The following is a 13,417-nucleotide window of genomic DNA, read 5'->3' on the forward strand; positions in this document are numbered from 1 at the left end:
TTGGTTTGGAACCATTGCGAATGGAGTAGGCGGCCGGGCAGTTCGTGTAACATCACACGAGAATGTGCTTGTTACATACCGACGTTATCTGGCGAGCTTAACGCGATCATCGAGATTCATCGTGTGGCTGTGTCTTCGCACGGAAGCTGCTGTTGCCCAGCACCACAGGGATGACCAGGAGGGCTCCACCGCGACCTACCCATCAAGACACTCAGCAAAGAAATTTCGCTCCCTCAGTGCAGACCGTCCGCTTCCGCTATTCCGGCGCACATCTGGGCCCCCGCCCACGTACTGTCCGGCATAGCCTTGGCGGACACAGCGATGGAACCGTCGTTGCCGGCCACTTAGTCGGTTTCAGGACCTTCCAGCCAGCTGCGTGGCAGCGGGTTCGGTGCAATTCTGACGGCCTTCCGGAAGGACCAGACCGTCGAGGAAAGCGGCCTGGGCAAAATGGCGGTTCTTCACACCATCGCCGCGAGCACTGTCGTCATCGACTGAGCGCGGCAGCGCCGACAAGGAGCGCCCGGCGCTGTTTAATCCCGCACCACGGACGACCTGCGAAAGCGCATCGTACCTTCCGGTCGATGCAGCGTCAGGGTGTCCCCTGCTATCTCGGCGACAACGCCCGTCAGGTCGGCGACACCGAAGTCGTTCGGTATCAGGGCGAAATTCGCGATTGTCCCCGCCCGTGCATCGAGTGGCAGTCGTGGGGAACGCAGGTGGTAGCTTGGCATTGCGAACGTCACGAAACGCGGGGTGCGCGTCTCGCCCGCAGGAAGACGCCATGTAGAGCCGTTCGTGTAATCTTGCAAAGCGTCGCCATTGTCGAAATCGACGCTGAAGTCGACGCCCGGAACGTCGGTGCCATTGGGCGCCAGAAGCCTGAACGCGAAGGGCTGGCCCGGAGCGACATCGACGCGCGCGGCTGTTATCGTCGGCGCAATCGGCCGCGGATCGCTGGTCAGTTCGATATGGCCGCCAGCCAGCGCCCAGCGCCCTTTCGCCCGTTCATCAAGCGAGCCGACCGTCAGCCCATATTCGAACGTTCCGTCTTTGTTTAGGCGAATGCCCGCCACCAGTTCCATTTCGGAATGCACGTATTCACCCGCCGGCGACATCTCCACGGATTGCGCAGGCGCCGATTCTGCGAGTGCCGCTTGCGCAACGGCAGGCCGCATGGGCCAAAGCGCAATAATGAGCGCGGCGCTGCAACGCCCGATTTTTACCGCTGCGGCTGCCAAAACCATGCCTCCTGTCAGTTCCCGCCGGACATCGGCCAACGCCGGACGATTTGCTTCGTTGAATTTGTTCTGAAATCCTGTTCGCGTACTGGTCTTTTCAATCTGGCTTCGACACTATGCGACACCGGCATGCCAAGACGAAGGGGGAAGTCGATGCGTAAGAAGAGGTACTTCGGCTGGGCAGCCCTGCTTGCTTCCGCGTCCGTCCCGCTGGCGGCACAGGACACGAGCGTCCCCGCGACGCTGACCGCTCAAGGCGATCTGTCGATTACCATATACAACAACGATGTGGCTCTGGTGCAGGACATTCGCACGCTGAACCTCGCTAACGGGCGCGTGCGCCAGGACTTTCCCGACGTCAGCGCCCAGATCCGCCCGGCCACGGTTTCGCTCACCGTCGCCGACGCGGCGATCGTGGAGCAGAACTTCGATTATGACCTGCTCTCTCCTTCCAGCCTGATGGAAAAGGCGGTCGGGGAAACGATCACGCTGATCCGCACCAATCCCGCCACCGGCGCAGAGACGCGCGAACGCGCCCGCGTGCTGGCGGTGAACGGCGGAGTTGTGCTCGACATCGGGGGACGCATCGAGGTTCTGCGCGACGACGGGCTTCCGGTTCGCGCCGTGTTCGATCGGGTGCCTGAATCGCTGCGGGCACGGCCGACGCTTTCGGTCACGCTGGCTAGCACGCGGCCCGGAACGCGGCCGACGACGCTGTCGTATCTCACGGGCGGTCTGCGCTGGAACGCGGATTATGTCGCCCTGTTCGACGACAAGACCGGCAAGATCGACGTACAGGGCTGGATTACGTTGCAGAACAACAGCGGCACAACCTTTTCCCATGCGAAGACCCTGCTCGTCGCGGGCGACGTCGGAAGTGCCAGCGGCGCGGACATGTACATGCCCCAGCCGCGCCGCATAACGCGCACCAGCCCCGGCACCGAAAGCGCCTCGCGTGAGCAGTTGGGCGACTTCTATCTCTACCCTCTGGCAGAGCGGACGACGATCGCGGACAAGCAGACCAAGCAGGTCAGCTTCCTGGATGTGAAAGGCGTGACCGCAAGTTCGGGCTATCGCTTCGAGAACGGCTGGCTCGCCAGCGCGGATGAGGCACGCAGTGCGCAAAGCGTCCTGAGCTTCGCCAACTCGGGCGCGGGCGGTCTCGGCGATGCCCTTCCCGCAGGCACCGTTCGCGTCTATGTGCGCGACGCGCGCGGACAGCCGCAGTTCACTGGCGAGAACACCATCGGCCACACGCCGCAGGGCTCCACCATCGCCCTGCCGACCGGCGAGGCCTTCGACGTGAAGGTGCAGCCCGTCGTGGTCGCCCGAACCCGGGTCAACCCCAACCGCTGGCGCACCCAGATGCGCTATCGCCTCACCAACGCGCGCGCGCGCGGCGTGACGGTGGAACTGGTACAGAACGGGCTCGACTGGAGCGATACGCGGATCACCGAGGAAAACCGCAAGAGCGAGCGCCGCGATGCCGGGGCAGCCGTCTGGCAGGTGCCGGTTCCGGCAAACGGGGAAGCGGTGGTCACCGCGACATTCGACACCCGCTACTGATGGCCCGGCTCCATCTCGCCATCATCCTCGCGGCCGGTGCCTCGCCGTCAGCGGGCGTGGCGCAGGAGACGCGGATAATTGTCTCGGCCGCTCCTGTACGGGTCGCACTGACCGTCTACCGCGCGGCCTATGCCCGGGGCGAGATCGACAGGGCCAACCCGCGCGGGTTCGCAATGATCACCGAAACCCGCAAGGTCCGCCTGCCGCGCGGCCGCGCGGAGCTACGTTTCGAAGGCGTAGCCGAGGGCATCATTCCGGTCAGCGCGGTGATCGACGGGCTGCCCGGCGGCACGATCGAAAAGAACCGCGATGCACGCCTGCTCTCGCCTGCGTCGCTGATCGACGGAACGCTGGGCCGCGAAGTGACGATCACCCGCACGGATAAGGCGACCGGCCGCGCGACCAGCGAGGAAGCCACGATCGTCGCCGGCCCGCAACAGGGCGTCGTCCTTAGCTCCGCCAGCGGAATAGAGGCGCTGCGATGCTCCGGCCTGCCCGAGAAGCTGGCGTTCGGCGGCGTTCCCGCCGGCCTGTCGGGCAAGCCGGTACTGAGTGTGACGACCGACAGCCCCTCCGCCCGCACAGTCACCGTGCGGCTAAGTTATCTTGCCTCCGGCTTCGACTGGCGCGCGAGCTATGTGGCGACGCAGGCCACCGATGGTCGCACCCTGGACCTGTTCGCATGGCTGACGCTGGCGAACGGTAACGGGCAGGCGTTTGCCCAAGCCGAAGTCAACGCCGTCGCGGGCCGTCTCAACCGTGTCGCGACCCCGCAGATGCAGGCCGCGATCGCGCGCCTGCGCCTTTCCTGCTTTCCGCTTGGAACGACCACGTCCGATCTCGCATCGCACACCGCGCCGCAGCAGGAGATCATCGTCACCGCGCAGCGGCGGTTCGAGGGAGCACCACCACCATTGGCTGTGGCTATGGCAGCCCCTCCGCCGCCACCGCCGCCCCCTCCTCCTCCCGAGGATCTGGGTGACCTCAAGCTCTACCGCGTTCCGGAACGGATCACCGTCGTCCCGCGCGCGCAAAAGCAGGTCGCGCTGCTGGCGCGCGGGAACATCCAGTTCGAGCGCCGATATCGCCGCACCGTCTCCCCCTGGCAGATGCTGGACGGCGCGCCGACTACCATCGTGCTGGTCCTGCGCAATGAAAGCGCGGCGGGGCTTGGACTTGCCCTGCCCCAAGGCACGACCGCGCTTTATGCGCAGGGCGCGGCAGGCCGACAGCTTCTGGGTCTCGGCACGCTGACGGACCGGGCCGAGGGAGAGACCTTCCGCCTTGCCGCCGGGACGAGCATGCAAGTCCTGGCGACCCAGAAGCGGCTGACGCAAAAGGAGATGGTGCTGACCATCTCGAACGCCAACCCCTTCCCCGTGGCGGTGGAAATCCCGATCGGCTCGCCCGGCCAGAAGATCGTCGCACAGGGTGAGACGCTAGCCGAGACGGACGGTATTGCGACATGGTCGCGGTCGCTCGCCGCCGGAGAAGAGGCCCAACTGCATTACACCTTCTGAACCAGCGCGGATCGACACGGGAGATGGTGATTCGTCTTAATCGGCGAGTGCAGGCATTAGCTCCATGTTGCCGTAATCGGCGCGCGACACGTCCTGATCGGGCAGCGTCCGGTCGACCGTGACAGGATCGTCGCCCTTCACGAGTGCCATGGCCTCTGCCCTGGTCTCCACGGCGGGCGGTGATCCGCGCAGCGGCATGCCCGCTGTCTCCTTTACCGTGAGCATGGTGACGAGGCCGATCGTGGCCGCCCCCATAAGGTAGTAGGCCGGCATCAGCGGGTCGCCCGTCTTATCCACCAGCCAGGCGGTCAGCAGCGGCGTCGTGCCACCGAACAGTGAGACCGACACGTTGAACGCGATCGACAGGGCGCTGTAACGAACCGGCGTATAAAACAGAGCAGGCAGCGTCGACGGCATGGAACTGGTGAAGCACACCAGTGCGACGCCCAGAATCGTGAGGCCGAGGAAGATCAGGCCATCGTTTCCAGTGCCGATCAGCAGCATGCAAGGGATAGACAGAAGTATCAGTGCGGCGCAGGCACCGATGATCATGGGACGGCGACCAAGCCGGTCGCTGAAGAGCCCGCCCATGACATTGAGCGGCATCATCACGACCATCACCAGAATGATAAGCAACAGGCCCTTGCTCTGCGCATAGCCCATCGTGACACTCAGATAGTTCGGCATATACGTGAGCAGCATGTAGTCGGTCACGTTGAACACCAGGACTAGCCCCATGCATTTCAGCAACTGCGCACGGTGCACCCGGAACAGATCACCCAGCCGGGGACGATCGACCTCGCGCTTGTCCACTTCCTCGGTGTAGGCCTGGAAGGCTGGAGTTTCCTCCAGCTTGAGCCGCATGTAGAGGCCCAGCAGGCCCAGCGGTCCGGCGATCAGGAAGGGAATGCGCCAGCCCCAAGCCAGCATCTCGGCCGGGTTCAGCATCATCTGCAGCACGGTGACGGTGCCGGCGCCTGCGATGTAGCCCCCCAGTGTCCCGAATTCGAGCCAGCTGCCCATTTGCCCTCGGCGGCGGTCGGTCGAATACTCGGCTATGAACGTGGCCGCACCGCCGTATTCGCCGCCGGTCGAGAAGCCCTGCACCAGTCGCGCCGCCAGCAGCAGCGCCGGCGCCGCGATGCCGATCTGCGCATAGGACGGGATCAGGCCGATCGCGAAGGTGCCCGCGGCCATCATTATCATGGTGAGCGCCAGAATCCGGTGCCTCCCGTAGCGGTCGCCCAGCGGACCGAACACCAGACCGCCCAGCGGCCGGACGAAAAACGCCGCCGTGAACGTTGCGAACGTGGCGATCAACTGGGCTGTCGGGCTGCCCGTAGGGAAGAAGACGTGGCCCAGCGTGATCGCGATATAGCCATATACACCAAAGTCGAACCACTCCATCGCATTGCCGAGCGCGGCGGCGCCAACCGCCCGGTTGATGGTGGATCGGTCGATGACGGTCACGTCGTCCAGGGTCAGTTCGCTGCTGCGTTTGAACCAGCCGAATTGGGCGCTGGGCGCCTGGCTAGCGGACATGTTTTTCTCCGGTTTCGCCGAAAGCGAGTGCGACACAGCGCGCCCGACACGTGGCGAATAAGGCCGATGATCGACCAAGGAATGGAAGCGACGCCGAAGTCGGCATCAAGCGAGTTCGTCGGCCCCTAGACACGGAATCGTTAAAAAGGGAAACGGATGGACGAACCGTGCCCCAGGCAGGGCAGGTCGAAAGGCTTTCGATTCTTTCCAATGATGGCTTCCCGGGATGACGGGCTTCTCGGCCCGACCCATCCCGGTCACTTATCCGCCGATTTCCACTCTCCAAGGGCAGACCGGCCGCTTCCCCATCTCGAGCGAGCAAGCTCGGCCGTGTTCCAACCGGCAGATCTCGAGCTTTTTTGTCACGCGGATACTATTGGCGATGGTGAGTTTTCCAGGACTTCAAGTGCCCCTCTCAATAAGATATGATTGGACTCGCCAACGCGAGGACGTGGAAGATGGCAGGATTTACTCCGCAGAGAGACGGCCGCTTCTATCTGACGGAAGGCGGTCAGGAGACCGAGATACAATATCGGTACGGGCACGATCTGCCGGAATTTGCCATGTATCCCTTGCTCGACAATCCCGCCGCCATGTCCGACCTGAAGACGATGTACAGCCGCGTACTCGACGTCGCCGCCGAGCACGGCTTCGTCGCGATGCTCTCTGGGCTCGACTATCGCGGCAGCCCGGACTGGGGCGACAAGCTCGGCTATTCGCGTGCCGGACTCGCCGATGCGCTCCAACGGTCGATTGACTTCCTTCGCGAGGTCGCGCGGCCCTATGAGGGACAAGTCACGGAAATCCTCATCGGCGGACAAGTTGGCCCGCGTGGAGACGCCTACTCGCTCAACCGGACGATCACGGCCGACGAAGCCGAGGATTATCACGGTTTTCAGCTTGAGGTGCTCAAGCGTGCGGAGGTCGACTTTGTGTGGGCGGCCACATTCAACGGCATCCCTGAGGCGCTTGGTGTCGCACGGGCGGCTGCGCGGATCGGCCTCCCCCTTGGCATCTCCTTCATGCTGGATAGCGACCACCGGCTCAAATCGGGCGCAAGCCTGAAAGAAGCCGTCGAGACCATCGATGCGCAGGCTGGCGACGCCAAGCCGGACTACTACGGTATCAATTGCTCGCATCCGCTTGAATTCGAACCGGCGCTCGAACCGGGAGACTGGGTCCGGCGCTTGCGCAGCTTACGCCCAAATGCGAGCGCAAAGGACAAGATCGAGTTGTGCTCGATCGGCCACTTGGAGGAAGGAGACCCCGTCGACCTGGGCCATCGCATCAGCAACCTGGCGCAACGCTATCCGCATATCGATATCTTTGGAGGCTGCTGCGGAACCTGGTCGTCGCATCTCGATGAGATGGCGCGCAACATCCGCAAAATCGCACGATAAACCCCATGCCCGTGCTGCAACTGGCCGCCGTTAGGTGCGGTTCGATTGGTGCTGACCTGCCCCCTGGCTTCAACCAGCGCGGATTAGAATCCGGCAGCTTTGTTGCGCATAAGCGCGGGGTTTAGCAATCGCCTTCGCAGCTACGCGCGACCCGCAAGTCTGCAACGGCAGGGAACACTTTGTCCTGATAGGTCAAGCCATACGGTTCTGATTGCGCGACTATGTCCCTCAACGACGAACCAGCGACGTTGCAGGCCTGCCCTGCGTCGCGTGGTTTCGCGAGGAGGAGCGGGACATGGCCGAAGCGGATCCCAGGATCGAAATGGATATCAGCGACGTCGAGTGGCGACTTGGTCACCAGGTCGGCGGCGGCGAGCTGTGGGAGCCATGCAACAAGACGGACATCCGCCGCTGGGTCATGGCGATGGACTACGTCAACCCGATCCACTGGGACCAGCGATTTGCGGCGGCGTCCAAATTCGGGGACATAATCGCACCGCAATCCATGCTGGTCGCACTCGATTACGGGCACGGCAACAATCAGGCCTGCGTGGGCCGGATCGATGGCCAGCACATGATCTTCGGCGGCGAGGAATGGTGGTGGTACGGCGTGAACGTCCTGCCCGGCGACCAGATCAGCCATGAGCGGATCTTCACCGGCTACAAGCTGACAGACACCAAGTTCGCCGGTCCGACCCTGTTCCAGCGCGGCGACACGATCCATCGCAACCAGCGCGGCGACCTCATCGCCAAATCCTGCCCTACCGTGATCCGCTATCTCGCCAAGGAAGCCGAAAAGCGGGGCATGTATGCCTCCACCGCAGGCACGCCGCACAAATGGACACAGGCGGAACTGGCGGAAATCGACCAGGTGCGGCGCGACTGGTTCCTGTCCAATCGCGACGGCAAGTCACCGCATTTCGAGGACGTCGCGGTGGGCGACAAGCTGCCGCGCCGGGTGATCGGCCCGCACTCGATCGCGAGCTTCACCACCGAATACCGCGCTTTCGTATTCAACATCTGGGGCAGCTTCTACTGGCAGGGCGTGGATGGCGTGCCCGACTGCTGGGTCAATCAGGACATGGGCTGGATCGACGGGTTCAGCTTCGACGAGGAAGGCGCGATGATCGATCCGCGCCTGCGTGACGGGCTCTACCTCGGCCCATCGCGCGGCCACATCGACGACAGCCGTGCGAGCGAGATCGGGATGCACCGTGCTTACGGCTACGGCGCCACGATGGCCGCGTGGAACACCGACTACCTGGCGTTCTGGGCCGGACACGACGGCATGGTCCGCCACGCCAAGTCCGAGTTTCGCGGTCCTGCGTTCGAGGGCGACGTCACCTGGATCGAGGGCGAAGTGGTCGAGAAAATCGCGGATTCGGAATGGGGCTTCCCGGTAGTGCGGATCGAGGTGCGGATGACCAACCAGGACGGCAAGACGGTCGTCACTTCGGTCAACGAAATCCAGCTTCCCTACTGACCGGATCGACGCCGTGACCCAACACCGCTTCATAGCCGATCCGGCCCTGTCCATCTCCTGCGGCCTGCCGCTCGGCGACGAGGCCGGTCTGGGTGCACTGACGCTCGGGGGCTTCCTGCGCGAAGTCACGGCGCAATATTGCAGCCGCGAGGCCCTGATCCATTCCCGCGCGGATGGCACGACCGAGCGCTGGTCCTATGCGGACCTCTGGCGGGAAGCCAATGCGGTGGCCAAAGCGCTCGTCGCCTGTGGGCTTGCGCACGGCGAGCGGGTCGGCGTTCTGATGACGAACCGGCCGGAATTCCTGTCCGCCACTTTCGGCATCGCGCTCGCCGGAGGTGTCGCCTCGCCGATCGGAACTTTCTCGACGGCCGCCGAGCTTGGTTACCTCATCGAGAAATCGGCGATCTCGACACTGCTGTTCGAACGCACCGTGCTCAAGAAGGACTTCCTGGCGGCACTGGCCGAACTCGATACCCGGGTTACCGAGGCCACGCCGCATAGCTTCGCCTCGCTGCGCTTTCCCTTTCTCAAGACGCTGGTCATGGTCGGCGACGGGGCCTGCGGAGCGGTGCAGGACTGGTCCGCTTTCCTCGCGGCGGGCAACGCGATCGCGGAGGCGAGTATTGCCGCGCGTGCCGCTGCGGTCTCTCCGGCCGATGCCGGCGTGCTGTTCTTTTCCTCAGGGTCCACCGCGCTTCCCAAGGGCATCGTATCCTCGCATCGCGGGGTGACCTTGCAGATGTGGCGCATGGGGCCGCAGCAAGGACTGAGCGATGGCGTCCGCAGCTGGACCGCGAATGGCTTCTTCTGGTCCGGCAACTTCGCGATGATCGTGGGCGGCACGCTCGCGAAAGGCGGCACCATCGTTCTGCAGTCCACGTTCCAGCCTGCCGAGGCGCTGGCGCTGATGGAGGCCCACAAAGTTCAGTTCCTCTTCGCCTGGCCGCATCAGTGGGAGCAACTGATCGCCGCACCGAACTGGGCCGAAGTCGATCTGTCCTCGCTGGTCTATGTCGACGAGACCTCGCCGATCGCCCGGCATCCGACGGTCGAGGTCGACTGGATCGAGCCACGGCATTGCTATGGCAACACCGAGACCTTCACGCTCAGCGCCGCCTATCCTGCCCAGACGTCGCGGGAAGAAGCGGCGGAAAGCCATGGGCTGCCCTTGCCGGGCAATATCCTCAAGATCGTCGACCCTCTGACCGGCCGGACCATGCCGCTGGGCGAACGCGGGGAACTGGCGGTCAAGGGGCCGACGCTCATGCTCGGCTACCTCGGCGTGGCCCTTGCCGACACGCTCGACGCGGAGGGCTTCCTGCGCACCGGGGACGGCGGGTGGCTCGACGATGCCGGACGTCTGCACTGGGAAGGCCGGCTGAACGACATCATCAAGACCGGGGGGGCCAACGTCTCCCCGCTGGAGATCGACGAGGTCATCCGCGAATGCGCAGGCGTCAAGGTCGCGCAGACGGTCGGCGTGCCGCACGATACGCTGGGTGAGATCGTGGTGTCCTGTGTCGCCCTTCACGAGCGCGCGCAGGTCAGCGAGGAAGACCTGCGGTCCCACGCCCGAACCAGGCTGGCCAGCTACAAGGTTCCACGCCGGGTGCTGTTCTTCGCGCCCGAGGATCTGGCCGTCACCGGCAGCAACAAGATCAAGACAAGCGAGCTGCGCCGGGTCGCGGCAGAAAGGCTCGCCATGCAGACCTGACAATTCGTGTTGCGCCCGATCGGTCGGAAAGAGCCGGCGGGCGATGGTTTTCAACCAAGAAGGGGAGGATAATACGATGAAATTCAATAAGAAGCGCGCCGCGTGGCGTTTTGCGATCGGCGTGGCAGGGATCGCCCTGATCCCGGGCATGGCGGCGGCGCAGGAGAAAGCGCCGCCCGCCGAGGACACCTCGGCCGACCAGATCACGTCGGAGCCGATCGTGGTGACCGGTACGCTCATCCGCGGCATCGCACCGGCGGGCAACAACGTCATCGGCGTCACCAGCGAACAGGTCACCGCGACCGGCGCCGCATCGACGAGCCAGGTTCTCGCCAGCGTTCCGCAAGTGGGTAACTTCTTCAACGCCCTGCCCGCCGGTGTGTCGCCCCAGGCCGGAGCGAACGCGTCCAATCCAATTAACCGTCCGAACCTGCGCAACCTGCCCGGCGCCAACACCAGCGGCGGCGCCCAGACGCTCGTTCTATTCGACGGCCAGCGTGTGGTCGGTGCAGGCATCCAGCAGGTTGCGGTCGATCCCGACATCATCGCGCCCGGCGTCATCGCGCGCGTCGAGGCCATGACCGATGGCGGCTCGGCCGTCTACGGCTCGGACGCTCTCGGCGGCGTGCTGAACTTCGTCACCCGCGACCGCTTCAACGGCCTTCAGGTCGACGCCCGCTACGGCCTGGGCGAAAATTACAAGTCGGTCGATGCCAGTGCGATGGCAGGCAAGGATTGGGGCTCGGGCGGTTTCTACGTCGCCTACGGCTATTCGCACCATGACAGCGTCTATGGTTCGGACCGGAACTGGGTTAAGCAGATCAACTGGGACACCAAGGTGCCGACCGGTCGCAACTGCGCCGCTCCGAACGTCAGCGTCGGCACGGCAACCTACGTGCCGTCGGGCGCCGGGCTGGCGGCCGGTGGCCCCAACGTGTGCGACTTCTCGGACACGGTTGCCATCTATCCCACCGCGACCTTGCACACGGTCTTCGCCCGTTTGAACCAGCGTCTGTCGGACTCGGTTCGTTTCGACGTGACCGCGCTCTATGCGAACCGCGCCATCGAGGCCGTAGGCGGCACGCTGGGGACCGGCGCTCTGAGCACCGGAGCCACGGGGCAGGCGACGCTCACCGCCGCATCGCCGTATTACCGCCCCACCGGCGATGCCAACACCGGCCTGCCGCAAGTCGTTCGATACGACTACAGCCCCCTGTTCGGCGCTCGCTCCGCCACGCAGGAAACCAATCTGGAAACATGGCGCATCGCGCCGTCGATCTCGATCGAACTCGGCTCCGACTGGGAACTGAGCGGCCTGTTCAGCTACGGCATCGCCACCACCTCGTTCCGCAACGCACAGATCAGCACGACCGCGCAGGCCAGCGCACTCGCGTCCGGGGCATTGAACCCCTATGACGTGGACGCCGCCAGCCCTGCCACGGCCGCCAGCCTGCTGCGTTACGCCGAGGGCGTGGGACGCAACGAATTGTTCGATTATCGCGCGATCGCCAACGGCCCGCTGTTCGCCCTCCCGGGCGGCTCGGTCAAGGCTGCCGTGGGCTACGAACACATGCAGGACAATTTCCAGCGGCGCACGACCAACGCCACCACTTACGTCTTCCAGGACCCCACGAGCTACACGCAGAAGGTCGATTCCGTCTTCGGCGAACTGCAAGTGCCGATCGTCGGCAGCAGCAACGAAATGTCGTTCCTCAACGAGCTGTCGCTGTCCGCCTCGGCCCGCTACGACAAGTACAGCGACTTCGGCGACACCTTCAATCCCAAGTTCGCCGCCACGCTGCGCCCCGTCGAATGGATCGCGATCCGCGGCAACTGGGGCAAGTCCTTCACCGCACCATCACCTGTCGACCAGCTGGGCGTTCTGGCATCGGCGGTCGCGACGGTGCCTGCCGCGTTCCTGCGCACGCCGCCCGGCGTGACCGCAGCGCCCGGCGAGGTCGGTCTCTTCGTGTCCGGCACGGCCCCCGGCCTGCAGCCCCAGAAGGCGACCAACTGGTCCGCCGGACTGGAAATCGAGCCGCCTTTCGTGCCGGGGCTCACCCTCAACGCCAGCTACTACAACATCGACCTGTCCGGCACGATCGGCCGGCCGGTGACCAGCGCCGATCTCACCGACTACTATGCCAACTTCCCGCAGCTCTACTCGGTGCGGCCCACCGGTCAGGAACTGGCCGCCTATCTGACGCAGTTCAATCCAGCCAACTTCAACTTCACGGTCGCCAACCCCACCTCGACCTCTCAGGCGCTGATCACTGCGGGCGGGGTCACCACGCCCGTCCTGGTTTCGCTCGATACCCGGTCGCGTAACCTCGGGACCGCGAAGCTCGATGGCATCGACTTCAGCGCCAACTACGTGCTCGACACCAGCTTCGCCTCGTTCGATGCGAGCGCATCGGGCAACTATCGCCTGTCGCAGAAGTCCCGCGCCCTGCCATCGCTCCCGATCGCGGACGACCTGGCGTTCAATACGCCCGTGTTCCGTATGCAGGGCACGCTGGGAACGACGATTGGCGGCCTTCGCGCACAGGTCACCTGGAACCACACGTCCGGCTACAAGCGCGGCACGGTCGAGTTCGGCCAGACCAAGATATCCGCGTTCGACGCCATCAACCTGTTCTTCAAGTACGACGTGAAGTCCGATTCGGTCCTGACGAGCAACCTGTCGTTCACACTGAACGTCCAGAACCTGTTCGACGCCGCCCCCCCCGAGTTCCGCAGCGCGACCGGGCTGGGTTACGACGCGACGCAAGGCTCCGCCTTCTCGATCGGCCGCATCGTGCAGTTCGGCGTGCGCAAGAACTTCTGACCGTGCGCGGCGAGGCCGGGCCACTGGTCCGGCCCCGACCGGACAGGGCGAAAAAAGCGGCTCCGGGGTCTTCCCCGGAGCCGTTCTTGTTTGATCGGAAAAGACAGCGCGTCGAGGCTAC

Annotated in this window: 8 protein-coding genes; 6 read left to right on the plus strand and 2 right to left on the minus strand. The window is 64.4% G+C overall.

The window, feature by feature from the left end:
* Nucleotides 1-533: 533 nt before the first annotated feature.
* Nucleotides 534-1,247, minus strand: a complete 714-nt coding sequence (locus ACYPYD_RS12605; RefSeq protein WP_459663441.1) for a hypothetical protein — start codon at nucleotides 1,245-1,247, stop codon at nucleotides 534-536.
* A gap of 147 nt (nucleotides 1,248-1,394) precedes the next feature.
* Here ACYPYD_RS12605 and ACYPYD_RS12610 point away from each other — a divergent pair, with 147 nt between their 5' ends.
* Together ACYPYD_RS12610 and ACYPYD_RS12615 are read left to right on the plus strand one after the other, a co-directional pair.
* Complete coding sequence (locus tag ACYPYD_RS12610) at nucleotides 1,395-2,807, plus strand: DUF4139 domain-containing protein (RefSeq protein WP_459663443.1); 1,413 nt, start codon at nucleotides 1,395-1,397, stop codon at nucleotides 2,805-2,807.
* A complete protein-coding gene (locus ACYPYD_RS12615; protein WP_459663444.1) occupies nucleotides 2,807-4,327 on the plus strand; it encodes a DUF4139 domain-containing protein in 1,521 nt (506 codons plus the stop codon). The genes ACYPYD_RS12610 and ACYPYD_RS12615 overlap by 1 nt, the downstream gene beginning before the upstream one ends.
* A 36-nt stretch (nucleotides 4,328-4,363) precedes the next feature.
* Here ACYPYD_RS12615 and proP read toward each other — a convergent pair whose 3' ends face one another.
* On the minus strand, nucleotides 4,364-5,905 hold the full coding sequence (gene proP, locus ACYPYD_RS12620; RefSeq protein WP_459663446.1) for a glycine betaine/L-proline transporter ProP: 1,542 nt from the start codon (nucleotides 5,903-5,905) through the stop codon (nucleotides 4,364-4,366).
* A gap of 422 nt (nucleotides 5,906-6,327) precedes the next feature.
* Between proP and ACYPYD_RS12625 the strand changes: the two genes are divergently transcribed.
* The 4 genes from ACYPYD_RS12625 (at nucleotide 6,328) to ACYPYD_RS12640 (ending at nucleotide 13,296) form a co-directional block, all read left to right on the plus strand.
* Nucleotides 6,328-7,269 carry a homocysteine S-methyltransferase family protein gene (locus ACYPYD_RS12625; protein ID WP_459663447.1) on the plus strand — a complete coding sequence of 314 codons (942 nt, stop codon included), beginning with the start codon at nucleotides 6,328-6,330 and terminating at the stop codon, nucleotides 7,267-7,269.
* A 295-nt stretch (nucleotides 7,270-7,564) separates the two neighbouring features.
* Nucleotides 7,565-8,752: an FAS1-like dehydratase domain-containing protein gene (locus tag ACYPYD_RS12630; RefSeq protein WP_459663449.1), complete on the plus strand. Its 1,188-nt coding sequence runs from the start codon at nucleotides 7,565-7,567 to the stop codon at nucleotides 8,750-8,752.
* Between the two features lie 13 nt (nucleotides 8,753-8,765).
* Nucleotides 8,766-10,469 (plus strand): class I adenylate-forming enzyme family protein, encoded by a 1,704-nt coding sequence (locus ACYPYD_RS12635; RefSeq protein ID WP_459663451.1) that lies wholly within the window; start codon nucleotides 8,766-8,768, stop codon nucleotides 10,467-10,469.
* A gap of 76 nt (nucleotides 10,470-10,545) precedes the next feature.
* The gene (locus ACYPYD_RS12640) at nucleotides 10,546-13,296 is read left to right on the plus strand and encodes a TonB-dependent receptor domain-containing protein (protein WP_459663453.1); all 2,751 of its coding nucleotides are present in this window, start codon (nucleotides 10,546-10,548) and stop codon (nucleotides 13,294-13,296) included.
* The last annotated feature ends 121 nt before the right edge of the window (nucleotides 13,297-13,417 follow it).

This window comes from Novosphingobium sp. 11B (assembly GCF_054589055.1).